Source organism: Litchfieldia salsa, assembly GCF_900104555.1.
GTDB lineage: Bacteria > Bacillota > Bacilli > Bacillales > Bacillaceae_L > Litchfieldia > Litchfieldia salsa.
Map to the genome: position 1 here is coordinate 215,606 of NZ_FNJU01000001.1, position 24,678 is coordinate 240,283.

Below are 24,678 nucleotides of genomic sequence, written 5' to 3' on the forward strand. Positions count from 1 at the left end.
TCCTATTCGATAAACCTAAACCTTGAAATCTTTTCATACTTAGGTGTCCGTTTTAGATGTGTTTGATATAAGACTATTTCTTCACACCGAAAAGAAGTATTTTCTTGTGATTGATTAAACAGATCTATTTGTAATTTCTTATAGTCCTCTTGCCCCTTCCACCTTCTGGCTAAGGTAATATGTGGGTTATATGGTCGATTATCTAATGAGAAGCCAATTTCTGTACATACACTATGAACCTTTTTCTGCAAAGCATTTAATTCTTCCGACCCTTCTACTCCTGCCCAAAAAATTCTGGGTGCTTCCTCTCGGCCGAAAATACCAATTCCGTTCATCGTTAGATCAAATGTATTGGTTTGATCCGAAATGATTTGCATTTCCTCTTGAATCCTTTCAAGTATCACTTCTTCTGTCTGTCCAAGAAAAGCTAATGTTAGATGAAAATCCTCTGGATGCACCCATGATTTGAAAGGGAATTGATCCTTTAAACGATTACACCAATCACTTAACATCTCCCTAATATGCCCAGGAATTGGTACTGCAAGAAAGTAATGAGTTTGTTCAGCCATTTTTCTTGCTCCTTTACAAAGTAATAGTACATATTGTACACCATTATAGGCTCGTTATTAAATTAGATTTATCACATAATTTCAACAAACAATAGTCAAACTACTTTGACTTATTAGTATGGCAAGTTCACTATGTATATTTTATTGATTGTCATATGATAAAATATAAAAAAACCTTACTCAAGTATAAAGAAATAAGGAAGTGAAATTATGAAGGTTGTTTCTAGTTTATCAGAATTAATTGGGGATACCCCCCTATTAAAATTACGTAAATTAAACCCTGAAAATGGAGCTCAAATTTATTTAAAGTTAGAGTTCTTTAACCCAAGTGGAAGTGTAAAGGATCGCGCTGCATTAAATATGATTATTGAGGCCGAAAAGGCGGGTTTAATTAAACCGGGTTCCACGATCATAGAACCTACAAGTGGCAACACAGGTATTGGATTAGCCATGAACGCCGCTGCAAGAGGCTATAAAGCCATTCTTGTAATGCCTGATACGATGACAAAGGAACGGATTAACTTATTAAAAGCGTATGGTGCAGATGTTGTTTTAACACCTGGTCAGGAAAGAATGCCTGGTTCAATACGGAAGGCACAGGAATTAGCTGAACAAATCCCTGATAGTTTTATTCCAATGCAATTTGAGAATAACGCAAATCCAGATGCTCATCGTCATTCAACTGCTGTTGAAATCATCGAAGCCATGAAAAGTATCGGCAAACCGTTATCAGCTTTTGTGGCAACTGCGGGTACCGGCGGAACGATTACTGGAACTGGTGAGGCATTGAAAGAATATGATAAAAACATCTCTGTTCATGTCGTTGAACCAGCAGGTTCACCTGTCCTTTCTGGAGGACAACCTGGCAATCACAAATTAGTTGGAACAAGTCCTGGATTCATTCCAGATATTCTTAATCAAGATGTGTATGATGAAATTTTTAAAATTGAAGATGACGATGCATATGATATCACTAGAAGATTAGCAATTGAAGAGGGAATCCTTGTTGGTCCGTCCTCTGGTGCTGCTTGCTATGCTGCAATTCAAGTAGCAAAACGCTTAACACCAGACGATATTGTTGTTTGTATCGCCTGTGATACAGGTGAACGTTATTTATCAAGTGATTTATTTCAATTTTAATTGATTTGGTTCACATCTAAATAAATTACGCTTGGGAGTTTATCCTAAGCGTAATTTTTTAATCTTTTCTTACATTTTCATTTACTGCCCAATCACATTAGGCGAATTTCCATATAATGCCTTTGTTATAAATCAATTTTGGGAGGATTTAGAATGTACTACGGTTATGAGATGCCACGTCAGCAGGGTACTACTAACAATCTAAATACGCAATATCAAACAATGGTGGATCCATTTGTTGTTCAAACATTCAACAAATTGTCTGAATTATGCCAGACAATTAAGCCCTTCTTTTAAAACACGTATCATATTTGTCATACTGGGAAGACTCCAAGTATGACATTTGATGTACTCGCAATAAGAAGGGGATTTTTTTGAAATGAACGATGTTAAACTTTCCACCTCAGAAATCGCACATCTATGGACCACATATATGAATGATACTTTAGCCTATACTGTCCTTCCACATTTTTCACAAAATGTAGAAGACGAAAAAACAAAAGAACTGTTAGAGTTTGCACTATCAACTTCACAAGAACACTTGAAATTTTTGACAAGTCTTTTTGAACAAACTCAATTCCCTATCCCAACCGGATTTACGAAAAATGATGTAAGTCAGACAGCACCTAGATTATACAGTGATGTATTTTACTTATGCTATTTAAAAAACATGTCATTTATAGGTGGAAACGGTTATAGCCTTGCTTTAGGTAATTCTGCCAGACAAGATGTCCGAAAGTTCTTTATGGGAGCCATTGATAAATCAGCTCAGTTATATGACCGATCTGCAGAAGTGATGTTAGAGAAAGGTGTTTTCTTAAGACCATCTCAAATCAATTTTCCTGATAAGGTAGGCTTTGTTGATAAACAAACCTTTCTTAGCGGTTGGTTTGGTGATAGAAGACCCTTAACCTCGATCGAAGTCATGAATCTTACGTTTAATATTGAAAGAAATGAATTAGGTAGATCACTGTTAACAGGCTTCCAACAGGTTGCTAAATCCAAGGCTGTTAAGGATTTCTTATCTAAGGGAATAAAAATCGCTTCAAAACACGTTGAAATATTTGGATCTATTCTTAGTGAATCAGGCTTACCTACTCCTATGATTTGGAATACACTTCCTACTGAGTCTACCGAATATACTTTTTCTGATAAATTGATTATGTTTCATTCAGCCGCCTTAACAGCAGCTAGTACTAGCCATTATGGTACAAGTTTAGGCTCTAGCCCAAGACGAGATATCGGTCTTCATTACACAAGGCTCATACTAGAGGTAACAAAGTTTGGGGAAGATGGAGCTAATATCATGATTGATAATGGATGGCTAGAGCAACCTCCTTCAGCTTCTGATCGAGAGGCATTGAAGAATAAAAATTTATCTAAATAATGTCCCACTAATAAAATAGACTCTCACTGGAAAAGTGAGGGCCTATTTTTTCTTCGCCCGAAGATACATAATAGCTGTTGCAAATATAAGAGATTGTCCAATCAGTAGGATGTAGCCTCCTATTTTCTGTTCTTTTAAAGGGGGATATGGTAGTAAATCATTAAAGAAATCCTCTGGTATTGATTCAACCGATACCCCTGGTGGTAGGCAGACTTCAAGTGATGATTTAATTAAATCAGGATCCATATACAAGGAATATAGGATGTTATTTGACATCAAGAGATAGAGACTGACTGGAATGAAAAGGGCAAGATTTAACACACAATATTTCATCTTTTGTTGACATGATATATGAGTTAATTCTTTCTCGTTTATCATAATAGGTGCCCATAGCAAAAGCGCTGCAATAAACAAGCATAGCAAGTAGAAATAATTTAGAAAATAGTTAACTCTAATAAAATCAAATAAGCTAGGTACATGATAACCAATAAATAAAACATGAAAAACAGGAATCGTTAATCTTGGATCAACTACTATTTTGAAAAAACTATTTATTCTAGGAAAGGTCATTGCCTTTTTTATGATTTCTGTTTTGAAGCCTAACAGCAATAATGGTGCAGCAATTAAAAGTAAGATAACCATCTGAATCATGTGTCCTCTAAACACAATTCTGCCCAGTAGATTTAACGGACTTCCCACTGTAAGAAAGATTAAAAACAACCCACTTATAAATATAATCGTCTTCCATATAGGATGCTTATTAGATGATGGTAAAAGAAATAAATAAAAAACAGTTCCTAATAAAACCATTAACAAGATCCCAGCATTCCATTGTGTATGAAACGTAAAATTTTTTAATAAATCGAGCATTAGTACATCTCATCCCTCAGCTAGTCTTTCCTTCTATTGTAAAATCAAGTGAGAGAAAGAGATGTGACAAAAATCACCATACAGGCTTTATATTAGCAACTCAAAATGTAATTATAATCGGTACCTTGATAAATACTCCAAAAATTCGAGCTGAAGAGAATGCTCGTATTTAATGACAGCAAAGGTTGAGGCTTCAGGTAATTGAATCGAATGACAATTCACTTCCATTAATCTCCCTTCTAGTAGTTCTCTTCTAACAACAGACTCAGGGAGAAACGATACACCTAATCCTTCTACAATGAACCTTTTCGTAATATGAGTCTGCGATACTTTCATCATTCGAATACTAGGAAATTTTTGTTTAATAATCGTTGTAAGTTCATCCCAGTAACCAGGATGGTTATGCGTTAGTACATAGTTATTGGTGAGAACCTCTTCCTCGTCTAATGGAATTGCTGACTCACTATCCATGCCATCATGTGAACAAACAAGTATAACGGGATCCTTACTTAATATACGACTAATCGTTTCTGGATGATTTCCTTTAAGACATGATAAGCCTATATCTACATTTTCATCTAGAACAGCCTTTTCAATTTCTGTTGACTCTAGAATCATTACTGAAATTTCTACATGCGGATAATCATTCAAATAACGCTTTAACACATGTGGAAGAATGGTTTCTGCAATTAATGGCGAAATCGCAATTGACAAGGTTCTCGTGAAGCCTTGATTACTTCTATTCATCTCTTCCAAGCTTTGTTGGTAGCTACTAATTAGTTTTCTTGCATGTTTTAAAAAAGTTCTCCCTTCTTCTGTTAGTTTAATTTTCTTGCCCTCTCGATTAAATAAAGAAACTCCTATTGCTTTTTCTAATTGTTTTATATGAAAAGTCACTGACGGCTGAGAAATATACAATAATTCAGATGCACGTCTAAAATTCTCTGTTTCAGCCGCAACCACGAATGTTTGGAGCCAATTAAAATCCATATCAACACACCTTATTAATTTTTTTAATTAATATCTTTTAAAATATTTAATTTTCCTTATCAATTATATTTTATAAAATAAAAGCAGGTATTGAAAGGGGAAAAAAATGATGTTTTCAAAGGGACTAAAAGGAATTATCGCAGCAGAAACAATGATCTCACAGGTTGATGGTGAGAATGGGGAATTACTATATAGAGGTTATGAAATAAAAGACTTAGTAAAAGGGAAATCATTTGAGGAGATTGCTTATCTTTTGTGGTATGGGGAGCTTCCATCCTCAGAACAGCTTGATGAGTTAAAAAATACTTTAATAAAAAATCGCTATTTACCTGAGCATATGATAAAGATTTTAACGACGCTTCCTGCTGAAATGGATTTAATGAGTGTTATTAGAACCTGTATTTCAGCTGAAGGATTACAAGAATATGGTTGGAAACCTACTGTTGAACAGGCCATTCGTTTAACTTCTATCATTCCAATCATTATTAGTTATCGAACTAGAATAGTAAGGGGTCAAGAGATTATTACTCCAAGTCTAGAGTTAGGACATGTCGCTAATTACTTATACATGCTCGAAGGGAAGCTGCCAAATGCTGCACACTGTGAGGCATTAGAGATGTATATGATTTTAACACTAGAGCATGGGATGAATGCTTCAACCTTTTCAGCAAGAGTAACAGCGTCTACTGAATCAGAAATGATATCAGGCATTACTTCAGCCATTGGTACGATGAAAGGTCCACTTCATGGTGGTGCACCTGCAGGTGTTCTTGCTTTCCTTGAAGAGATTGATGAAAGCGAAGATTCAACGATAGAATGTATTCGCAAGAAGATTATCAAAGGTGAGCGATTGATGGGCTTTGGCCACAGAGTTTATAAAACACTAGACCCTAGAGCAGCAGCATTAAAAGCAAAGCTTATGGAACTAGTTGGCGAAGATCGTTGGCTAGATCTTGCGATAGAAGTAGAAGAGCTTTCAATTAAAGCTTTAGAAGAATTAAAACCAGGTCGTTCTCTATATACGAATGTTGAATTTTACGCAGCAGCCATTATGAAGGCCATTCATTTTGATCCTGCATTGTTCACTCCGACATTTACGGCAAGTAGAGTCGTTGGTTGGTCTGCTCATGTATTAGAGCAAGCAGAAGATAACACGATTTATCGTCCTGAATCCACTTATATTGGGCCGAAATATTGAGCTTGAAGTGAGCTTGATAATACGGTTAAACAGGTAGTTTCTAGCAGGCTGAATACACGTAGACCCTTCTCTGACTAGTGGCCAAAGTGAGACCCTACAGGAGCTGTGCTGTGAGGAGGCTCATTGGTCACCAGCCGGACGCGGAGTGGATTCAGCCTGCAGTTTTAAAAGCAACAATCTAAACAAAACAGGAAAAAAAAGACTCCCCTCCATTAAAATGGGAAAGGCAGCCTATTAAAGTATATGTATTTATGATTATGATTGGACTTGTTTTACACTAGGTCCTTTTGATGTTTTTACCTCATATTTTCCATGACTTACATCAATGATATGATCTGGCTTTGGTTGACCTGCTTTTTGACGATGACCCGCAATATGCTCTGGACTCTTTTCCCATTGTTTCCAGTGGTCTTCTGATTCCCAACGTGTCATAACAATTACTTCCTCATCGCCACGTCTAACTTTTTTAACTAAGACACTTAGGTCAATAAATCCTTCTGATTTCTCGATGATGCCTTCACCTTTAAACCGATTGACAACAATATCTGACGTACCTTCTTTTACAGTAATGGTCTTTGTCTCAATAAACATTTTCCAAACACCCCTTTTCAACTATTCATACTAATTCTAATGATAAAGATTCTCATTGTCAATTAATTGATCATAATATTTCAACAATTCCCATCCAACTAACAAAACCTTTTAACTGGAAATAACAACCTTGCTTTGGAGTTTTTACAATATTTTATGATCCACTTTAAGGGGAATCTAAGAATGTGTAAAACCAAAGGAGGAAACTTTAGTGCCGGTTAGTACATTTTTTATAAAAGATATAAATGGGGAAAAACAAATTCAAGACCTTGAAGTGTTCTTAACTAAGGTGAATGGAGTCGAACGTGCACTATTTGACACCGACGATCATGAAATCAAAATTGAATATAATGAAAAAGAAATTGAATTAAAAAAGATTGTCGAAAATATAGAAGGTCAAGGATTTCAAATCCAGTAAATCCCCTAAAATATATGGAGGCTGATTCTTTCAGCCTCTTCTTTAGAGTGGAATTATTTCCCGGGACGAACAGCATTCGACACATGGTGCCAGGCACCAAAACGAAAAAGCAGCTCCTAGTACCACCAGTTCAATAGGTAGCCACCGACAAAAAAGGTTAAAACGATAACAAAGACAAACATTAACCAATATGTTTTTGTTTCTGAATTAATCGGATTCCGCCATTTATTAGGAACGATTCTTCGACTAATGAAATCAAACAAACGTGAATATAGCCAGTAAAGCGAATACGAATCTCAAAAATCCCAGCCGCCTCTAAATTCAATAAAACCGACAGCATCTTTTAGTATTATTTCCATTGAAAAAGTAACGTTCAATGTCATAAAGAAAAAGGGAAACGTGTATGTTTCAGGACGAAACCGAGTAATAAAAAGAATGAGAAAACCAAAGCTTAAAATTACCGCTGGGAGAATCACAGGAAGGGGATAAACAAACCGATAAAGGTTATTATAGTAGAAAAATACGCATAATAACGAACTAGATATAGCGCTTAGACAAAATAAGACTCCATATCGCAATACATTCTTACGAATAAGATAAATACAACCAATTCCACTCACTATAATGACTAGGCATAAGATTATTAAATGTATTTCTATCATTCTTTTTCTCCAATCGTCGATTACAAGAGTTTCATATTGCTATTCCTTTTTCTATTTTTCACATTAATCGAGTGATTATGTTACATCAATGGAATTGGGGATATTAACCAATTATTACGAGAGAAACCCGCCGGACGCGAAATGTATTTAGCCTGTGATTTAAATGGAACAATTTATACAAAAAAAGATTAAAAACAGTCACATGCTTATGCAACGTTTTTAACCTCTTTTTTTTTTTGATCCAAATACCTAATGATGAACAAAGTTAATATCCCTATAAGAGTTAACGATGTGAAAAACAAATAAACATTTAATATGCCTGAAGTTTCCAAAATAACCCCACCTACATACGTGCAAAACCAACTACCTAAGCCATTTCCAATTGCTGCGTATAAAGAAACAGCCGTTGCTCTTACGGAATTCGGGGATATATCCCGAACATATTGAAGTGCAGCAGGGATAAATAAACCAACAGATACTCCTTGTGCAATGGTCGTTGCATACACAAGCATTAAGGACGGTTCCACAAAGTAAAAAGCCCATCTTAAGCATGAGATGATTCCGGCAATCAAAAGAATATGCAGCATTCCGAGTCGCTGAATCCAGTTTCCTGCCACCTTCATAAATGGTGCCTCACTACCAGCGCTAAGCAAAAACGCAATTCCAACCCCAGTTAATGTGCCACCCATATCTGTAATAAAGATTCCAAAATAGACATTATTAGCCGCTATGGGTCCAAAGATCATAAAAGTAGTTAATAAGAATAAGACAAATCGAGGCATTCTAAATAAGGTTGTGACCCCTTTTTTTAGGTCTACTTGAGCACTTGATCGCTCATTTGGCATTTTCCAAGCAATAATAGCAGTTATGAATAATGTGATAGAAAAGATATAAAAGATGACTGACAGACTTACTATTTCTGATAGCCGTCCTGAGAATAAGACAGCAATGGCGAAACCAATTGCTCCCCATAGACGGAGTGCCCCATAGTTTCCCTTTACCCTTTGTACATAAGAAATTGTAAGGCTATCTGAAATAGGAATAACTGCACTTTGAAAAAAAGAAAGCATTGCTGCTATGAATATTAATATGGAAAAAGTATTGACTGAAGAATAAATCAAGCCAATTACAGCCGCCGTAATTAGCGTACCAGTTAATACTAATCTTGGCTTTTGTGTATAATCAGTAATCATTCCCCACATTGGTTGAGCAATAATCATCACAATCGGCGTAATCGACATGACCGTTCCTATCTGGGTACCTGATAATCCCATCTCATTTAAATAAACGGATAACAACGGAGTGAATGAGCCGAGTCCAAAGAAAAAGAAAAAATAGAATATGCTAATCGTTAAATTTGTTTTACTCTCTTGTTGACCATTAGTTTGTTTTAGTGACACTTCCATTAAGTGACTACTTCCTTCCAGATGACTACGAAGTAGATATTTAGTAGTAAGTTTAAATGGTAACTGTTCAATTTTTGAACAGTCACCCAATTGTTACTAAGAATATCTCTCCATAATTATTACTTTGCTAACTCAGAGATTGCTTGAGCATAAATCGCGGTTGCTTTTAACAAATCATCGATAAAAATATGCTCATCCTTTTGATGTGCAACATCCTCTCTTCCAGGAAATAATGGTCCAAATGCGACACCGTTTTTTAATGAACGTGCATATGTGCCCCCACCAATTGATATGAGGTCTGCATCTTGACCAGTTTGTTCAACATATACTTTTTGTAACGTTTGTATAAGTGGATGATCCTTAGCTACATGATGTGGTGGTGAGTCACTGAAATTGTGCAAGCTAAAAGAATGCTCTTCACATACTTTTTGAATTTGTTCTCTTGTCTTAGTGATGTCATTTGTTACAGGATAACGCATATTTAACCCTATAACACCATCACTATGATTAGAATAACTAACTTTCCCTACATTAAGGGTAAGTGCTCCACTTATATCATCTTCAAATCCAATCCCAAGACATTTCCCTCGTGAATCTTCTGAAAAATAGCTTACTATAAATGATAGAAATTCATCTGCTTTTTGATCCCACTTATATTGATTTAAAAAGCCAGCTAAACAAATCGCTGCGTTCTTTCCTAAATTAGGTTCCATTGCATGTGCTGATTTACCTTCAACCTGTAAGATACATAGGGTATCTAATAAGATAGCCTTACCTATATATCCATTTACAGATAAATACTCATTAAATTGCTCCACAAACGAAGTGTGAATACCTGCAACCTTCATTTTAGCTTCTGCAAAATCGGGGACCATATTGTATCGTCGACCTGACTGAAAAGAAATTAACTTGGACTCTTGTTCCTCTTTAAGCACTTCATGATTCTGAACTAAGTCAAAATCAACGATTCCTTTCTCTGCATAAATGATTGGGAAGTCTGCATCTGGTGCAAACCCCACCGCTGGCATCTCTTCATGCTTGAAATAGTGGGCCACACATTGCCAATCACTTTCTTCATCAGTGCCAATAATCATACGAACACGTTTAGACAAAGGTAGGTTCATTTCCTTCACAATTTTCATTGCATAAAAAGCCGCTATTGTCGGCCCTTTATCATCAATTGCTCCTCTTGCAAAAATTTTCCCCTCTCGAATTTCAGCTCCAAACGGATCACTAGTCCAACCATCGCCTTCAGGTACAACATCAACATGACAAAGAATTCCGACGATCTCTTCACCTTGCCCCATTTCGATATGACCTGCATAACCGTCTACATTTTTCACTTGAAATCCTTCAGAGGAACCCTTCTTCAGTAAAAATTCAAGCGCTTCGTTTATTCCGTTACCAAAGGGAGCAGTGACTGATGCTTCGCTTTCATCTAATACACTCTTTATTCGCAAGAAGTTTTGCGTATCCTCAATGATTTCTTTTCTATATTTAGATACTTGCTCCATCCATTCATTCATGTTTGTCACATACTCCTTTTAAGACTTATGTATTTGAAATTTTTTCATACGAGGTTTTGTCACAAATAATATAAAGTTCCATGTCCCGTTCGATCGGATCATCTAATCTTCGACTAATATTAATTCCTTCTCTGTTTGCAATTAATGTTGCACCTTCAAGTATTAAAGCATTAAATGCATCACGGTAGGTTTTCCAATCTGGCCTAGGTGTAATTTGGTACAAATCGTCACCATATTTATGACTCATAAGTTGGGAATACACGTAAGAAACACCTTTTGTGAAGGCTGAACGAACCGCCATTCTAGAAACGGTTTCGTGAGTAACAACAAACTCATCTACATGGACATGAACGAAATTTTCAATATGTTCCTCATGCAAGACTTCAACGGTAGTGTGAGCGTTTTTGGCAAGTCTTTCAACAGCAGTAGCAATTAGTAATGTCTTTCCATCAGCTAGCAATGAATCTTCAATTTTATGATCTGCAAAAATAATAACAGCTCTACTCCCTATAATATTCGCTTTTTCTAAAATGATATGATTTGTAGCACTACCTTTTACATAAAATACCCGATTATTCGCACATGGAGTCTTTTCTAGTAGGTCTATCAGTACAATTTCCATGCTCGGATCTGTTTGAAGGATCTCTTCAACCGCATACTCAGCCTTTTTTGACCATCCAATAATGACAATATGATTCTTACCCTTATAGTCCAATTTGCCCTCCTCCCTCATTTTGCGTAACACACCAAATGAGTCTATTATTTTTCCGATGACCACCCCAATTAATCCAATACCGAAGATATATAAGAAGATCGCATATATTCTTCCAGTGATTGTAACAGGATAATAGTCCCCATATCCAACTGTTGTTACAGTTGTCATCACCCACCAAAAGGAGTCAAACAAGGTCGGAAATGTTTCTGGCTCAAGTGCTACCATCATAATGGTACTCACTAGAAGTAAGGTCGTACTTGACCAAAATAAGATCCAATTATTTAAATGAACTAATTTTAAAAGGATTCTATGAAGTGAAAACAATACATAACCTCCTTTCGATTTCTAGTAATTATTCTTTTCCTTCCATTACATTATAGCTAAAAAAAATGTCAATTTCTAAAGTTTTCCTATTTTTAAAACATTAATAAATCTGTAATGTGTTTGTTACTTAAGAATAATAGAAATAAATTATGATAATAATAGAATTAATGAAGGATTTTGACAATTTATGTAGAAATAGTCATACTATTCAGAACCAGTTACATATAGATAAGTAAAAGCTACCGTCCACAACCCTTGGACACGCAAATCCTTTATTCTTACAACTTATTAAATTGTGATAAGTAGTGATTGAAAGGAGCGATGCCAATATTAAAAATTTTACCAACAAGAGGTTAAAGGTGTAAAAAAGGAATCTCTAGTATTATTAAACTAATTTGTGTAAAATGTTAAGAAACATCAGATAATTTCATTTCCTGTAAACGAACATGCCATGCGAAAAAAATATGAGGAGTGGTTCTTTGAAACCTTCAACAGACCGTATGCTAAATCGTATCAAATCCGTCTACATGTTTATCAGTGAAAAAGGAACTGTTTCAACACAGGAGCTTGTTGACGAATTTGGAATAACACCAAGAACCATTCAACGTGATTTAAACGTGTTAGCATACAACGATTTAGTTCGCAGCCCTAGTCGCGGCAAATGGACAACAACAAGGAAGAAAGTAAAGATGACATCATAACAATTACTGCGCTAACTATGAAGAGGAATCGATAAAATCACTCAATCTTAGACATTACATATAGAACCTAAAATGAAAAAGCAAGGTGGGACACTCGAATCCCCCTTGCTTTTTTTTAGTTTTTAAAGATGATGATTTTTTAGTTCTGTTAGTTCTTCATCAGTTAGTTCCCGATACTCTCCTAATTCTAATGATTCGTCCAATTGAAGCGGTCCCATGCTTAATCTTTTTAAATACTTTACACGCTTTCCAACCGCTTCAAACATCCTCTTTACTTGATGAAACTTGCCTTCCATAATGGTTACCTCGATATCTGAAGTTATTCCACTTTTTAAAACATCAAGGTGCGCAGCCATTGTCTTATAACCATCATCTAATACAACGCCCTCTTTAAATGCATCCACATCCTCTGATGTTACCTCACCTTCAATTACCGCAAAATAGGTTTTGGGTACATGCTTTTTAGGTGATAGCAATTGGTGTGATAATCCACCATCATTGGTGATCAAGAGCAATCCCTCTGTATCTTTATCTAATCGACCAACTGGAAAAGGATTAAAAACCGCATCATCAACCTCTAGTAAATCTATTACCGTTTCATGTAGAGAATCCTCGGTGGCGGATATCACCCCTGGTGGTTTATTCAACATTAAGTAAATAAACTCCTTATATTCAATTACATCACCATGAATAGTGACAATATCTTCTCCAGGTTTAAAATGAGCACTTGCATCTTTTACAGGTTTTTCATTTATCTTAACAAACCCGGATTTAAGCAGTTTCTTTACTTCCTTCCTACTTCCATACCCTCTATTTGCTAATAACTTATCTATTCTCAAAAATCATACCACCTTTCATTTGTACGCGGGACAGCAACCGTCCCACTTTCGGTGCCTGGCACCAAAAAAAGAAAAAATTTGTTGTTTGGGCATTTTCCTTATACCGTTTTGCACACCCATCATAGACTACTATCATGTTACAAATACCTAACAAAATCTAATTCTAAAAGGAGTGTTTTATATGTATCAGCATCGTCAACAAGTACCACAAAGTGGAATTTATCTTCCAATCCCTGGATTTCCTGGAGGAGGTTATCCTGGTGACGGCTATCCTGGTGATGGCTATCCAGGAGGCGGGAGCATCTATCGTCAATTAGAAAGATTAGAACGTCAAGTTGAAAGAAACTCTCGTCAAATCCAACGATTAGATCGCAGAATTGATCGATTAGAACGCCGTCTTGGAGCATATGGACAGCAATACTAAAAGAACAAAAGGTGCCAGTACCGCAAAGCGATGCTTGGCACCTTTTACTGTTATTGTTCTTTGACTTGCTTTCTTTTAAACCTACTTAAAATTTTCTCCAACTGATTTCCCATTAGTCTTTCTAACAAATGGGAGCGATAAGTCAGAAATAGGTAAATACCTGCCCCTACTCCGACACCTACCAACAATAAAATAACAGAATAAATTTTTCCATCTTCATAGGTAAACACATTTGAAAACAAATAATTAACCAATAAAATACTCACCATCATCACTCCAGCAAAAATGCTCATTAGGAAGGAGCGTCTAGCAAATAATTTGAATTTATAATGAGCATGTCTTGAAATCATCCAAAAACTATAAAGAATCGATAATGTGAAACCAAGAGCCGTCGCAAGGATTGCTCCGATTTCGCCAAACCAAAGAATAAATGGAACATTAAAGATCATCTTTACAATAAAACCAAAAAATAAGCTAATGACAGCAAACTTTTGTTTGTTTATTCCTTGCAGGATTGCAGCAGTAATCGTAAAGAATGAAAATAAAATCGCTACTGGTGCATACCACTGTAAAATCCTACCCCCAGCCTCACTTATTTCATAAAACGAAGCATATGCTGGATAAGCTAACACTGATAATCCTACAACTGCAGGTAAAACAAGAAGCACACAGATTTGAAAGGTTTTATCGATTTGCCTTCTAAGTATAGTAAAATCACCTGAAGTAAAAGAATTTGTAATTGTTGGCACAAGCGTTAAACTAAACGCGGTTGCCAATGAAACAGGAATCATCACAAGCTTGGGCACAAAAAGATTAATCATACCGAATAACTCTTCTGCAATAGCCCCTTTTCCGATTTCCACCATTGCCCGATTAAAGGTTAATTGATCGACATATTGATATAACGGAATTGCTAAACCGACTAAAACAAATGGTCCTGCATAAGAGAATAATTCCTTGTACATCTCTTTCGTCGTCATTACCGCTGCAGGTCGACTTTTTTCAAGCATTTCATCTAAATGAGGCTTTCGTTTGATCCAATACCAAATCAACACCCCTAATCCACCAAGTGCACCGATAAAGGCTGAAAAGGTTGAGAACGCCACTGCAGTTGCAATCTCTCCTTCTAATACTCTCATAATGATAAAACTTGATCCTAACAGAAAAGCAATCCTGACTACTTGCTCCACAACTTGTGAAACAGCTGTCGGTCCCATTGATTGATATCCTTGGAAAAAGCCACGTAATAAACTCATGATAGGAACAACAATGAGCGCTACACTAACCATCCTCATGACTAGCACAACGTCTTCCACCTTGTTTCCGTGTTGATCACCACTACCACCAAGTACAATTTCCGCTAAGATCGGAGCGAAGGAGAATAAAACTAAAAATCCTAAACCTCCCATTAATGTCATAACAAGTAAACCTGATTTTAATATCCTTCTACCTGTATAGTAGTCACCTAGAGAATTGTATTTGGAGACAAACTTTGAAACTGCAAGTGGAAAACCTAGAGTCGATATAAACAAAAAAATCGTATACTGCCCATATCCATATGAATATAATGCCCCACCAATTTCACTGACTAAAGCATAAAACGGAATAACATAAATCATTCCTAAAATACGAGAAATATAAGTCCCCAATGTCAGCACAAATGTGCCACGAAGTAATTTAGATTCAGACATAAAAATCCCCATTCTTCTATAAAATGTCTTCTCATTAGAAGACCATCTTTTTCTATGTATTACATTATTTAACTAATCTATTTTAACATAAACAAACAACTTGTCATTTTATTTGTGTACTATATGTGAGAATAATTTGTGAAGATATAATCAATCGCTTTTTTTCTTTTCACTCTTTTACTATATAATAGTTGTTGGACAAAAGAAAATTTCAAGGTTGGTGTATGATTTGAGATATGATGTAGTCGTAATAGGTGGAGGGCCTTCTGGCTTAATGGCAGCCATTGGTGCTGGTGAAAAAGGTGCAAAGGTATTACTTATAGATAAAGGAGACAAATTAGGGCGTAAATTAGCGATTTCAGGTGGCGGACGTTGTAATGTAACAAACCGCCTTCCCATTGATGAAATCATCAAACATATTCCTGGGAATGGCCGCTTTCTTTATAGTGCGTTTTCGTTATTCAGTAATGAGGATATCATACGTTTCTTTGAAAACCTTGGTATTAAATTAAAAGAGGAAGATCATGGGAGAATGTTTCCAGTAAACGATAAGGCCCAATCAGTAGTTGAAGCACTAATTGAACAATTAAAAAAACTAAAAGTGACAGTGAGAACTAACACACCTGTGAAAAAAGTGAATTATCAAGATTCAACAGTAAAAGGTGTAGAACTCAAAGATGGTACATATATCGAAACGACTTGTGTTGTGATCGCCGTTGGAGGAAAATCTGTTCCACATACAGGGTCAACCGGTGATGGGTATGCTTGGGCAAAAGCTGCGGGTCACACGATTACAGATTTATTCCCAACAGAAGTACCCGTGACATCAAACGAACCTTTTATTAAAAACAAAACACTTCAAGGGCTGTCTTTAAGAGATGCTGCACTTAGTGTATTGAATCCAAAAGGAAAAACGGTAAAAACTCATACGATGGATTTGATCTTCACTCACTTCGGCATCTCTGGACCGGCAGTCCTAAGATGTAGTCAATATGTGGTTCAAACAATGAAGAAGTTCAATGTGAAAGAAGTGACAATGAGTCTTGATGTTCTTCCACATATGACAGAAGAACAGATTTTCCAAAGCATTATAAAAATGGCCAAGGAAGAACCGAAGAAAGCGCTAAAAAACCTATTAAAAGGTTTCCTGCCTGAACGTTATTTATTATTTTTATTAGAAAAAAATACGATTGATCCACTTGTTACTGCTTCAAATCTTACACATGAAAACATTAGAGGATTTGCAAAGGACTGTAAGCAATTTCAATTCAATGTACACGGAACATTGCCGATTGAAAAGGCTTTTGTAACAGGTGGAGGTGTTTCTGTGAAAGAAATTCATCCAAAGGAAATGGAATCAAAACTAACGAGTGGTCTTTTCTTTTGTGGAGAAATCCTTGATATACATGGATATACAGGTGGCTATAACATAACGTCTGCCCTTGTAACAGGACGCCTCGCAGGAATCAATGCAGGATTAAAATCGAAAAATTACTATAAATAAAAACAAAAGAAGGCTGGGACAAAACTAAAGTTTTAACAGAACTTCCGAACAAATCATTGCCTTAGCGGATGAAATATACGTAGACTCCTGCGGGATGAAAAGCAACGGTGAGACCCCGCAGTGCGAAGCCGAGGAGGCTCACCAGCTTCCCGCGGAAAGCGAAGTATATTTCAGGAGCGGTGTTTCTACTGCACCTTTGATTGTTCGAATTTTCATTTAGTTAAAACTTATTTGTCCCTGCCTCTTTATAGATGATACAAGCCGAAAAACAATAAATTTGTTCATCCTCTTCTGATACCGAACATGCTACCTGATACTTGATATCAATAACCTCATCTTCTTCTAATCCATCTAAAAATCGATTTACAACCTCTTCTAAATCTCTTTCATGACATTCGTCAAACACCTTAATTCGAATAGCCATTTCATCACCTCCTTACCATTATTAACAAGGCTCTGTATTTTTTAGACTGAATTAGTTTCCGATTAAAATAAGAATCAGTATAAGTCTAATGTTTTTATTCATACTAGAAACATATGCGAGGATAAGGAGTATAATCATGAAAAAAAAATCAGTAGTTGCTTTTTTCCTTATTGTAATAGGTGGCTTATTGGCGGTTCGGTTTATTGGTTTTGAGTATGCATTTGTACCTTTAGATGATAAAATTATAAACTCTAACCAGGTTGGACCAGCCATTCAAGGTTCAAATCCAGTTAACGAGGAACAAATTAATCTCGGGAAGGAAATGTTTTTTAAAGAAACGTTCGGGAATGAGGTTTTCTTCACAGACATCCTTGGGATGTTTAATGGTCCCTTTACGCTTGGAAATCTTGCAGAGGCAATTATCAAGTTAAAAGGCGAAGGGACATCAAATTTACAAGTAGAAGCTGCAGATTCTTTTTCAGCTGGTGATGTACATATAAAAAAAGGTGGTCTCATAGATACTGGTCTAGATGTTGCAAAAGGCTCATTAACCCCACTTGGCATCAAAATTTCAATGGATGAAGGAAGACCAAAGGTTGGAATAAGCTGTGCGGCTTGTCATGCTTCTGTTGATCGAAAAGGTAATGTGGTAGCAGGCATTCCTAATGCAGATTTAAATGTCGGACTTGCATTGGCGATGGGAACAAATACAGCCTCCTACTTTACCCATACCGAAATGGAAGGCTTAAAGGAATATCTACAAAAACATGAAACAAGCACACTTAAAGTAAAAGGCGAAGAAATGAAAATCCCAGATATGAAAACATTTGAGGAATTCGTGGATTCACAAGTTGTTCAATGGCCATTGGGGAGCAATGATACGACAATTGACTTTAAGAATAACCCGGTTCAAATTCCTGATACCTTTACAAAAGGAGATCACCCATATGGTTGGAGTGGTCAAGGTCAACTTGGTCCTTTTAAAGGATTAAGTGCAGCAATCAATAATGCACATTCACAAAATATGGATGCTGTTTCACAGTCACATATTAGTAAAATAGTTTTTGATATTGAGGAAGATGTTTATCTAGGTACCTTACTACAAAACGCTGCCAACCCTAAATATCGGTACAATCTAAAAAGTGGTGCATCACCCACTGACTTTTTCAAAGAAGTTGACCCAACCCCTGAAGTACCTGGTGTGAACGAATTAATCCCAAGTCCAACCTATCCAAAGATGAACTATTTAACAAGTATAGGTCTATTATCAAGTTCACCAGGATTCAATGCATGGGAACAAATTAATGCAATGAGCGCTTATATGAATACATTACATCCACCAACCACAGGATTAGAACAAGACAAAGCAAAAATGGAAGAGGGTCAGATGGTCTTTTCAAAAGCTGGTTGTATTTCATGTCATGGTGGACAATATTTCACAGAGAATAAAGTAATTCCATCTGAGGAAATTGAAACAAACCCTTCAAGAGCAAAAGCATTCAAAAAAACGGAGCTATTTTATGCTGACCCTAAAACATATTCAGAAGATACACCTGTACCATTACCTAAAGATCCTAAAACAGAAAAATTAACAATAACAGAAAAACAACAACAACAATTAAATTTAGCGTGGGCACATAATAATACAAATGGGGGCTATAAAACGATTAGCTTATATGGTCTACATTGGAGTGCTCCCTACTTAAATGATGGCGGAGTTGCTGTCGGACCAAACCACGAAATGGGGGTCACTAATACATTGTCTAAAAATATTCAGCCAGACCCGACTCTGAGTTTAAAAGCTCTTATCGACTCTAGCATGCGTAAAAAGGTGATCGACGCCAACCAAACAAAAGACCCATCTTCAACAGTAAGAGTTACAGGAGAAGGACACGAGTTTTGGGTCGATCAAACAACAGGATTTACCGACAAAGAACAAGAAGCTTTACTGTATTATTTACTCCGTTTGACAGATAAATAATTAACCAAAAGTAGCTGGAATATCTTCTTCGGCTACTTTATTTTTTTGTATGTTTTCTGAAAGGCTGTTTTCGTATAGATTGTTACTTTTAAAACCGCAGGCTGAATACACTCCGCGTCCGGCGGGTGACCAGTGAGCCTCGTCGCTAGCGCTCCTGTGGGGTCTCACTTTGGCCACTGATCCCGCAGGAGTCTACGTGTATTCAGCCTGCTTGTAACACCGTTTGAATGTTTTATAGGAAAACAACCATCTTTTAAAAACAGCATTTCTAAAAGATTGTTGTTTTAAGCCTTATTTAATGTGGTAGAGCTCGTTGATTGGAACGGAAGGTATGTGACTCCAGCGGGATGCGCAGGAAGGATGAGACCCCACAGGAGCTTGGCGACGAGGAGGCTCATCACCTGCCCCGCGGAAAGCACATACCTGTAGTGCAAATCAACACAACCTAGTCAAATAGCAACAAAAATTTACGAAAACAGCTATTCCCAAAAAAACTTAGGAATATTCACCAAAATAACTAACACTTCATCCCTTGTAATCCAACCTATCCCCCTGTATAATTATATATTGTATTTTTTGCAATTAACACTTCAGAACCATTCTAAAGCTTTCGCATAAACTACTTAAAACTAAGCAAGTGTACGTTCTGAAAACACCGAAGAAGGGAGCCTTTAGATCATTGCTTTTTAATAGACTACAAGAGGATGAGTATCAGAGAAAAGACCCATTACAAGTAAGAAAAGAACTAGTGGATCTTGAATTCCAAGTATTCCGAATGCAGGAAAACATAAAAGAAATATCTAAAAAGAATCAAATCATAGGAATTGACCAGACGAAGGATGATAAATGGGTCATCGTTTCAGCAGAGGATAATGGCAATCAATGTAAAATCATGATTAATGATTGTGAGAATCCATATCGAGGAAAATGGGATTTTTCCATTCATGCCGAGTATGCGGACGAAAATAAGATTCATATAGGTGATATTAGAGGCCCTGCCAATAAAGGCTACGGCTCAATCTGTATGAACTATCTTAAAGAGCTTGCTCGTGATCAAAACATCCCCTATATTACTGGTGATATAGCGGAAAGAGATTGGGATCATGTTGAACGTCTTGTCCATTTCTATGAAAAACACAACTTTTCAGTTGAAATTGATTATGAAGAAAAATCTGGAGAGATTGTGTGGAGTGAATAAAAAAGCATTCCTAAAAGACACGGAGTCGTTTTAGGAATGCTTTTTTTATCATGGTTTGCTAATCGTTATGAAATTCTTCTTCACCTATTTTAATCACAGCTGCAAAAACATTTTTCTCACTATTAACCCGAAACGAAACATAAAATGTTTTTGGTTCAATGCCATCTCCTTCATACCAAGGTCGTAAGGACTCGTATAAAAGTGTGCTTTTCAAATTATAAACGACCACTGCCCCATCCTTTTTACTAACCGTTTCCGACACTTCCATATCAATAGGAAGATGTTCCTTCAAATGTTCAAAAGCTTGCTCGTGTGTTTCTATTCCATCATCAAAATAGAGGGTTGCCCCTAAACAGAGCTGACGATCAGTCTGCATACATTGCATTTTAAATAAGGGAGTGTGGAGACTACCTTGAGAATACTCGTTACCTTCCTCTTTACCTTCTGCTCTAATGAAATCCATTGGATCACCAATTCCACCTTTTAATGTAATTGGCTCTGGATTTTTCTCCACTGTATCTTCAGGTTTTTCATTAGGTTGAGATGATTGCACTTCCTCCGTCACAATGGCTGGTCTTGATTCATCTAAGGCATATTCCATAAATAGAAACACCACAATTGCAAAAATAAGATAGCCAACCAATACATTAATGATCTTCCTTATTTTAATCACCTCACTTGCTTCAATTAATTCGGTATGAACCTATGCCTTAACCCACCTTTTCCGTAAACCTTCACCTAATATGTTAAAGGTGAAAATCACATATGTAATCGCCAAAGCCGGAAATAACGGAATCCAAGTCGCATTTAAAATATCATTCTTCGTATCTCCTAATAGAGAGCCCCAATTATAGCTTGTATTTACAAGTGGTGGCGTCCCCCCTATAAAAATAGCATAATCAATAAATACCTTGAACACCCCAAGCTGTCCTATAAGTAACGCCATCCTCCCTAAATCCATAATAAAATGAATGAAGATTTGTGGGCCTAGAACAGGCAGGTAGTGGCCAAACATAATAGAAGTCGGTCTACTTCCAATGGTGATGGCAGCATCGATATAAGGCTTATTTGAAAGTGAGTGTGCTTGCTGTTGGAAAACCATCCCTACCTTACCAACCTCTAGCATCGCAACCGTAAAAACGATGAGCAAAAACCGTTCACCTGAATAGTTAAAGAGCGGCAAATTAAATAAAATAACTGCCATAAAAATGAGCGGTATACCTGATAAAACAGAATTCCAGGTTGAAAGAATAAAATACACAAACCCCTTACCCTTACTTGCTAACAGCCCTAAAGGCACAGCTAGTAAATGTTTGATAAATGTACAAGAAATCATAAATAATAGAGTATCTTTTGCACCTAAAACCATTAAACTTAATAAATCTCTGCCATCACGATCCGTCCCTAACCAGTCTTCACTTGATGGAGGATGGGGAGCTTTTGAAAATTTCCCAGTCCCTTCATAAAATCTCATTCTACCTTCCTCAAACTCTGTATCAATAAATGGAAGATAAGGACCGATGAATGTCACGAGAAGAAGCGATGATAATAACACTAGACCTAAAGTTAATTCTTTATTCCTCATGAGGCACTCCTTTCTCTCGGATCAAAATAATACCGGAGTAGATAGGATACAATTTGTGTAATGAACACAATTGTCATAAACAACCATGCAAGAGCAATTATCAGCTCTCTCTCTTCAGGAATTGCCATAAACAATCGATAGGCAGCCCCCTTATAATCTAGAAACAATTCTAAGACTAATAGATTAGATAATAAAAGCAGCATAATCGATGGTAGATGACTAAAAACAGTACCTAAGGAGTTATGTAACATATGATTCGTCACAACAAAACGCTGTTTGAACCCTTTTGCGAAAGATACTTGTACATACTGTTCTCCTTGCTCATCCAAAAGTGCATTCATGGTAATCTTTGAAACATAGGTTAGTGGATACACAGAAACAATAAGCGAAGGTAAAATAAATCCGTACCATTCCTCATATGCAAAAACATCAACAAAAGGAAAGTAAAATAATAAGATCCAAATCAACGCAAGAATAAAAAAGAAGTCAGGAAATGACTGTGCCAATGATGTAAAACGGTTACCCAACAGGTTCGTCCAACGAAATTGGTGTCGATAATCAAATACCCCTTTTAATACCCCTAATACGACAATTAAGAAAAATGAAGTTAATATAATCTTCACTGTTCTAGGAAATACCCGCTCTACCTCATCAGTTACTAGCGTATTTGACCTCGTTAAACCGAAAAAACCGTCTGTTACTACTTGTTTTACAAAAGTAGTGATTTCAGGAATATAGGTATCCCATGAACCATGAAAAACTGGGACGATTTTACCAGGTTCCTGCATGATCACGGCATCCTTCGGAAAATAGACAATGAATACAATAAGTAATGCAGCCAGAATATAGATAAATACCGTTCGAATCAAAAAGCGTGCAAGCAATGACATCCCCCCTGAATTCTGATAATTCTCTATTTTAATATATTAACAGAACCTTACATATTTTGGTAGATTGGTTTTCTTTACCGACAATCTTTTGATACTACTTCCTAAATACGAAAAAAACTGGCAAGTGAATAACCAGTTTTAATGATAAAATTTCTTAATCATAGTATTGAAATAACAATTAATATGGACCTCTAATATAATCTGCTACATGCTCACGGTAAAATGCATTCAACTTACCAAGTTCCTCATCTGTAAAGGTTGGAACATTCGCAGCCTCCAAATTAGCTAATACTTGCTTTTCTGTTTTAAAACCAGGGATTACACAAGTAATTCCTTTTTGGTCAAGGCACCATCTTAGAGCAGCCGTGGCCATTGAGGTTCTTCCTTCTTGAATCCAATTTACCTTCTCACTTAACTCAACACCACGATTGAATTCTAAGCCAGCAAACGTTTCACCTACATTAAATGATTCTCCGTCCTTATTGAAATGACGATGATCATCTGACTCAAACGTTGTTTCTTTTGTGAATTTGCCTGTTAGTAATCCACTAGCAAGTGGGACACGAGACAAAATACCTACTCCTTTTGCTTCTGCTTTCGGAAATAACTCATCTAATGGCTTTTGTCTAAATAGATTAAAGATCACTTGAAGAGCACTAACATTAGGTTGATCTAAACAGAATAAACCTTCTTCTACAGATTCAACACTTACTCCATAATATCGAATTTTTCCTTCTTGCTTTAGCTGGTCAAGGACTTCAAAAACACTTCCGTCTTTTAGAATCTCAAAAGCAGGACAATGAATTTGATATAAATCCACAGCTTCACGGTTAAGGCGTTTTAAACTAGCTTCCAAATATGTACGAACTTGTTCTTTTGAATATGTTTTAGGGTCGTGAATATCTCCTGCTCGACAAAATTTTGTCGCAATGTGAATACGATCTTCTTTCCCTTTTGTTGCTGTAGCTAGGAGCTCTTCCGCATGTCCGTCACCGTATACATCTGCAGTATCGAAAAAGTTAACACCATGTTCCATCGCTGTTCCAAGTGCTCTAAGCGATTCCTTGTCATCTGTTTTCCCCCATGAACCACCTATAGCCCAAGTACCAAAGCTAATTTCACTTACCTTTAAATCCGTGTTTCCTAGTTGACGATATTTCATAAGTAGTGCCTCCCTTTTCAGAACGATATGTGCTAAGAATAACAAACTAGAATGGATACGTTTTCAAAGTTAATTCTATCTTTTTTGTTTCAGAAAGTAAAACAATTAAACCATTAGAAAAGGCTGACCAGGAAAGAGCCATCGACTCCTCTATTTAAGAAGAACAGTCTGATTCTATCATAGTCAACCTACCTAATTCATTGATATATACTACCATTTTGCTCCCGCTGGATTTGGGCACTTTTTATAACCCAATCTAGCTCTAAATTCCACAAAGCATCCACAGTGAGTACATGTTGTTTGAGACGATAATGATGAACAGCTTTTACATTGATGAAGTCTGCTTTCATATAATTCATCAGATACAAGATTCGTTTCTAATTGTAACTGCTCCTCAACAAGCTGTCTAACTTGTTCATCCGACATAAGTGGCGATCGAAAACAGCCTTTACACTTTGATTCTGTCTGCTGATTACTCATCAC

The 24,678-nt window shown here is 36.5% G+C and carries 25 protein-coding genes; 10 read left to right on the forward strand and 15 right to left on the reverse strand.

What is annotated here, in order from left to right:
• Nucleotides 1–2: 2 nt before the first annotated feature.
• Complete coding sequence (thpR, locus tag BLQ56_RS01005) at nucleotides 3–569, reverse strand: RNA 2',3'-cyclic phosphodiesterase (protein ID WP_090849271.1); 567 nt, start codon at nucleotides 567–569, stop codon at nucleotides 3–5.
• 210 nt (nucleotides 570–779) lie between these two features.
• On the opposite strand from thpR, the gene cysK reads away from it, so the two are divergent.
• From cysK to BLQ56_RS01015, 3 genes are all read left to right on the forward strand, one after another.
• Nucleotides 780–1,709 carry a cysteine synthase A gene (gene cysK / locus BLQ56_RS01010; protein ID WP_090849272.1) on the forward strand — a complete coding sequence of 310 codons (930 nt, stop codon included), beginning with the start codon at nucleotides 780–782 and terminating at the stop codon, nucleotides 1,707–1,709.
• Nucleotides 1,710–1,862: 153 nt separating this feature from the next.
• A complete protein-coding gene (locus BLQ56_RS23280; RefSeq protein WP_175490139.1) occupies nucleotides 1,863–2,006 on the forward strand; it encodes a hypothetical protein in 144 nt (47 codons plus the stop codon).
• Nucleotides 2,007–2,088: 82 nt separating this feature from the next.
• Nucleotides 2,089–3,096, forward strand: coding sequence for a DUF3231 family protein (locus tag BLQ56_RS01015; RefSeq protein ID WP_090849273.1), 1,008 nt, complete (start codon nucleotides 2,089–2,091; stop codon nucleotides 3,094–3,096).
• 42 nt (nucleotides 3,097–3,138) lie between these two features.
• On the opposite strand, the gene BLQ56_RS01020 is transcribed toward BLQ56_RS01015, so the two are convergent.
• Nucleotides 3,139–3,966 carry a cytochrome c oxidase assembly protein gene (locus tag BLQ56_RS01020; protein ID WP_090849274.1) on the reverse strand — a complete coding sequence of 276 codons (828 nt, stop codon included), beginning with the start codon at nucleotides 3,964–3,966 and terminating at the stop codon, nucleotides 3,139–3,141.
• A 111-nt stretch (nucleotides 3,967–4,077) separates the two neighbouring features.
• Nucleotides 4,078–4,956 carry a LysR family transcriptional regulator gene (locus BLQ56_RS01025; RefSeq protein ID WP_090849275.1) on the reverse strand — a complete coding sequence of 293 codons (879 nt, stop codon included), beginning with the start codon at nucleotides 4,954–4,956 and terminating at the stop codon, nucleotides 4,078–4,080.
• 109 nt (nucleotides 4,957–5,065) lie between these two features.
• Between BLQ56_RS01025 and BLQ56_RS01030 the strand changes: the two genes are divergently transcribed.
• Entirely contained in the window at nucleotides 5,066–6,154 is a 1,089-nt protein-coding gene (locus BLQ56_RS01030; protein ID WP_090849276.1) for a citrate synthase/methylcitrate synthase, read from the forward strand.
• Between the two features lie 255 nt (nucleotides 6,155–6,409).
• Here BLQ56_RS01030 and BLQ56_RS01035 read toward each other — a convergent pair whose 3' ends face one another.
• Nucleotides 6,410–6,745, reverse strand: coding sequence for an antibiotic biosynthesis monooxygenase family protein (locus BLQ56_RS01035; protein ID WP_090849277.1), 336 nt, complete (start codon nucleotides 6,743–6,745; stop codon nucleotides 6,410–6,412).
• A gap of 211 nt (nucleotides 6,746–6,956) precedes the next feature.
• Here BLQ56_RS01035 and BLQ56_RS01040 point away from each other — a divergent pair, with 211 nt between their 5' ends.
• Nucleotides 6,957–7,163, forward strand: coding sequence for a heavy-metal-associated domain-containing protein (locus tag BLQ56_RS01040; protein WP_090849278.1), 207 nt, complete (start codon nucleotides 6,957–6,959; stop codon nucleotides 7,161–7,163).
• Nucleotides 7,164–8,031: 868 nt separating this feature from the next.
• Here the strand turns inward: BLQ56_RS01040 and BLQ56_RS01050 are convergent.
• The 3 genes from BLQ56_RS01050 to BLQ56_RS01060 all read right to left on the reverse strand — a co-directional run bounded on the left by BLQ56_RS01050 (nucleotide 8,032) and on the right by BLQ56_RS01060 (nucleotide 11,796).
• Complete coding sequence (locus tag BLQ56_RS01050; RefSeq protein ID WP_090849280.1) at nucleotides 8,032–9,231, reverse strand: MFS transporter; 1,200 nt, start codon at nucleotides 9,229–9,231, stop codon at nucleotides 8,032–8,034.
• Between the two features lie 119 nt (nucleotides 9,232–9,350).
• Entirely contained in the window at nucleotides 9,351–10,757 is a 1,407-nt protein-coding gene (gene pepV / locus BLQ56_RS01055) for a dipeptidase PepV (RefSeq protein WP_090849281.1), read from the reverse strand.
• A gap of 25 nt (nucleotides 10,758–10,782) precedes the next feature.
• A complete protein-coding gene (locus BLQ56_RS01060; protein WP_090849282.1) occupies nucleotides 10,783–11,796 on the reverse strand; it encodes a potassium channel family protein in 1,014 nt (337 codons plus the stop codon).
• Between the two features lie 479 nt (nucleotides 11,797–12,275).
• On the opposite strand from BLQ56_RS01060, the gene BLQ56_RS01065 reads away from it, so the two are divergent.
• Nucleotides 12,276–12,497: a DeoR family transcriptional regulator gene (locus tag BLQ56_RS01065; protein WP_090849283.1), complete on the forward strand. Its 222-nt coding sequence runs from the start codon at nucleotides 12,276–12,278 to the stop codon at nucleotides 12,495–12,497.
• A gap of 122 nt (nucleotides 12,498–12,619) precedes the next feature.
• On the opposite strand, the gene BLQ56_RS01070 is transcribed toward BLQ56_RS01065, so the two are convergent.
• A complete protein-coding gene (locus BLQ56_RS01070; protein WP_090849284.1) occupies nucleotides 12,620–13,336 on the reverse strand; it encodes a pseudouridine synthase in 717 nt (238 codons plus the stop codon).
• Between the two features lie 181 nt (nucleotides 13,337–13,517).
• Here BLQ56_RS01070 and BLQ56_RS01075 point away from each other — a divergent pair, with 181 nt between their 5' ends.
• Entirely contained in the window at nucleotides 13,518–13,760 is a 243-nt protein-coding gene (locus tag BLQ56_RS01075; protein WP_090849285.1) for a hypothetical protein, read from the forward strand.
• A gap of 50 nt (nucleotides 13,761–13,810) precedes the next feature.
• On the opposite strand, the gene BLQ56_RS01080 is transcribed toward BLQ56_RS01075, so the two are convergent.
• Nucleotides 13,811–15,451, reverse strand: coding sequence for a putative polysaccharide biosynthesis protein (locus BLQ56_RS01080; protein WP_090849286.1), 1,641 nt, complete (start codon nucleotides 15,449–15,451; stop codon nucleotides 13,811–13,813).
• A 229-nt stretch (nucleotides 15,452–15,680) separates the two neighbouring features.
• Between BLQ56_RS01080 and BLQ56_RS01085 the strand changes: the two genes are divergently transcribed.
• Nucleotides 15,681–16,955 (forward strand): BaiN/RdsA family NAD(P)/FAD-dependent oxidoreductase, encoded by a 1,275-nt coding sequence (locus BLQ56_RS01085; RefSeq protein WP_090849287.1) that lies wholly within the window; start codon nucleotides 15,681–15,683, stop codon nucleotides 16,953–16,955.
• Nucleotides 16,956–17,175: 220 nt separating this feature from the next.
• Here BLQ56_RS01085 and BLQ56_RS01090 read toward each other — a convergent pair whose 3' ends face one another.
• Nucleotides 17,176–17,379: a sporulation protein Cse60 gene (locus tag BLQ56_RS01090; protein WP_090849288.1), complete on the reverse strand. Its 204-nt coding sequence runs from the start codon at nucleotides 17,377–17,379 to the stop codon at nucleotides 17,176–17,178.
• A 136-nt stretch (nucleotides 17,380–17,515) separates the two neighbouring features.
• Here BLQ56_RS01090 and BLQ56_RS01095 point away from each other — a divergent pair, with 136 nt between their 5' ends.
• Entirely contained in the window at nucleotides 17,516–19,360 is a 1,845-nt protein-coding gene (locus BLQ56_RS01095; protein ID WP_090849289.1) for a hypothetical protein, read from the forward strand.
• A gap of 679 nt (nucleotides 19,361–20,039) precedes the next feature.
• Nucleotides 20,040–20,558: an N-acetyltransferase gene (locus BLQ56_RS01100; protein ID WP_090849290.1), complete on the forward strand. Its 519-nt coding sequence runs from the start codon at nucleotides 20,040–20,042 to the stop codon at nucleotides 20,556–20,558.
• Nucleotides 20,559–20,616: 58 nt separating this feature from the next.
• Here BLQ56_RS01100 and BLQ56_RS01105 read toward each other — a convergent pair whose 3' ends face one another.
• The 5 genes from BLQ56_RS01105 to BLQ56_RS01125 form a co-directional block, all read right to left on the reverse strand.
• Nucleotides 20,617–21,231 (reverse strand): hypothetical protein, encoded by a 615-nt coding sequence (locus BLQ56_RS01105; RefSeq protein ID WP_139163052.1) that lies wholly within the window; start codon nucleotides 21,229–21,231, stop codon nucleotides 20,617–20,619.
• Between the two features lie 30 nt (nucleotides 21,232–21,261).
• Nucleotides 21,262–22,143, reverse strand: a complete 882-nt coding sequence (locus BLQ56_RS01110; RefSeq protein ID WP_090849292.1) for an ABC transporter permease — start codon at nucleotides 22,141–22,143, stop codon at nucleotides 21,262–21,264.
• Nucleotides 22,140–23,027, reverse strand: coding sequence for an ABC transporter permease subunit (locus BLQ56_RS01115; RefSeq protein WP_175490141.1), 888 nt, complete (start codon nucleotides 23,025–23,027; stop codon nucleotides 22,140–22,142). The genes BLQ56_RS01110 and BLQ56_RS01115 overlap by 4 nt, the downstream gene beginning before the upstream one ends.
• Nucleotides 23,028–23,211: 184 nt before the next feature.
• Complete coding sequence (locus BLQ56_RS01120; RefSeq protein WP_090849294.1) at nucleotides 23,212–24,195, reverse strand: aldo/keto reductase; 984 nt, start codon at nucleotides 24,193–24,195, stop codon at nucleotides 23,212–23,214.
• A 210-nt stretch (nucleotides 24,196–24,405) separates the two neighbouring features.
• Complete coding sequence (locus tag BLQ56_RS01125) at nucleotides 24,406–24,675, reverse strand: DUF6171 family protein (protein ID WP_238457128.1); 270 nt, start codon at nucleotides 24,673–24,675, stop codon at nucleotides 24,406–24,408.
• Nucleotides 24,676–24,678: the final 3 nt, after the last annotated feature.

What these genes read in the sequence shown, in the direction of transcription:
- BLQ56_RS01080 (WP_090849286.1), bottom strand. Translation starts at nt 15,451, where the DNA reads ATGTCTGAATCTAAATTACTTCGTGGCACATTTGTGCTGACATTGGGG.
- BLQ56_RS01125 (WP_238457128.1), bottom strand. Translation starts at nt 24,675, where the DNA reads ATGAGTAATCAGCAGACAGAATCAAAGTGTAAAGGCTGTTTTCGATCG.
- BLQ56_RS01120 (WP_090849294.1), bottom strand. Translation starts at nt 24,195, where the DNA reads ATGAAATATCGTCAACTAGGAAACACGGATTTAAAGGTAAGTGAAATT.
- BLQ56_RS01090 (WP_090849288.1), bottom strand. Translation starts at nt 17,379, where the DNA reads ATGGCTATTCGAATTAAGGTGTTTGACGAATGTCATGAAAGAGATTTA.
- BLQ56_RS01110 (WP_090849292.1), bottom strand. Translation starts at nt 22,143, where the DNA reads ATGAGGAATAAAGAATTAACTTTAGGTCTAGTGTTATTATCATCGCTT.
- pepV (WP_090849281.1), bottom strand. Translation starts at nt 10,757, where the DNA reads ATGAATGAATGGATGGAGCAAGTATCTAAATATAGAAAAGAAATCATT.
- BLQ56_RS23280 (WP_175490139.1), top strand. Translation starts at nt 1,863, where the DNA reads ATGTACTACGGTTATGAGATGCCACGTCAGCAGGGTACTACTAACAAT.
- cysK (WP_090849272.1), top strand. Translation starts at nt 780, where the DNA reads ATGAAGGTTGTTTCTAGTTTATCAGAATTAATTGGGGATACCCCCCTA.
- BLQ56_RS01020 (WP_090849274.1), bottom strand. Translation starts at nt 3,966, where the DNA reads ATGCTCGATTTATTAAAAAATTTTACGTTTCATACACAATGGAATGCT.
- BLQ56_RS01015 (WP_090849273.1), top strand. Translation starts at nt 2,089, where the DNA reads ATGAACGATGTTAAACTTTCCACCTCAGAAATCGCACATCTATGGACC.
- BLQ56_RS01030 (WP_090849276.1), top strand. Translation starts at nt 5,066, where the DNA reads ATGTTTTCAAAGGGACTAAAAGGAATTATCGCAGCAGAAACAATGATC.
- BLQ56_RS01075 (WP_090849285.1), top strand. Translation starts at nt 13,518, where the DNA reads ATGTATCAGCATCGTCAACAAGTACCACAAAGTGGAATTTATCTTCCA.
- BLQ56_RS01050 (WP_090849280.1), bottom strand. Translation starts at nt 9,231, where the DNA reads ATGGAAGTGTCACTAAAACAAACTAATGGTCAACAAGAGAGTAAAACA.
- BLQ56_RS01095 (WP_090849289.1), top strand. Translation starts at nt 17,516, where the DNA reads ATGAAAAAAAAATCAGTAGTTGCTTTTTTCCTTATTGTAATAGGTGGC.
- BLQ56_RS01035 (WP_090849277.1), bottom strand. Translation starts at nt 6,745, where the DNA reads ATGTTTATTGAGACAAAGACCATTACTGTAAAAGAAGGTACGTCAGAT.
- thpR (WP_090849271.1), bottom strand. Translation starts at nt 569, where the DNA reads ATGGCTGAACAAACTCATTACTTTCTTGCAGTACCAATTCCTGGGCAT.
- BLQ56_RS01025 (WP_090849275.1), bottom strand. Translation starts at nt 4,956, where the DNA reads ATGGATTTTAATTGGCTCCAAACATTCGTGGTTGCGGCTGAAACAGAG.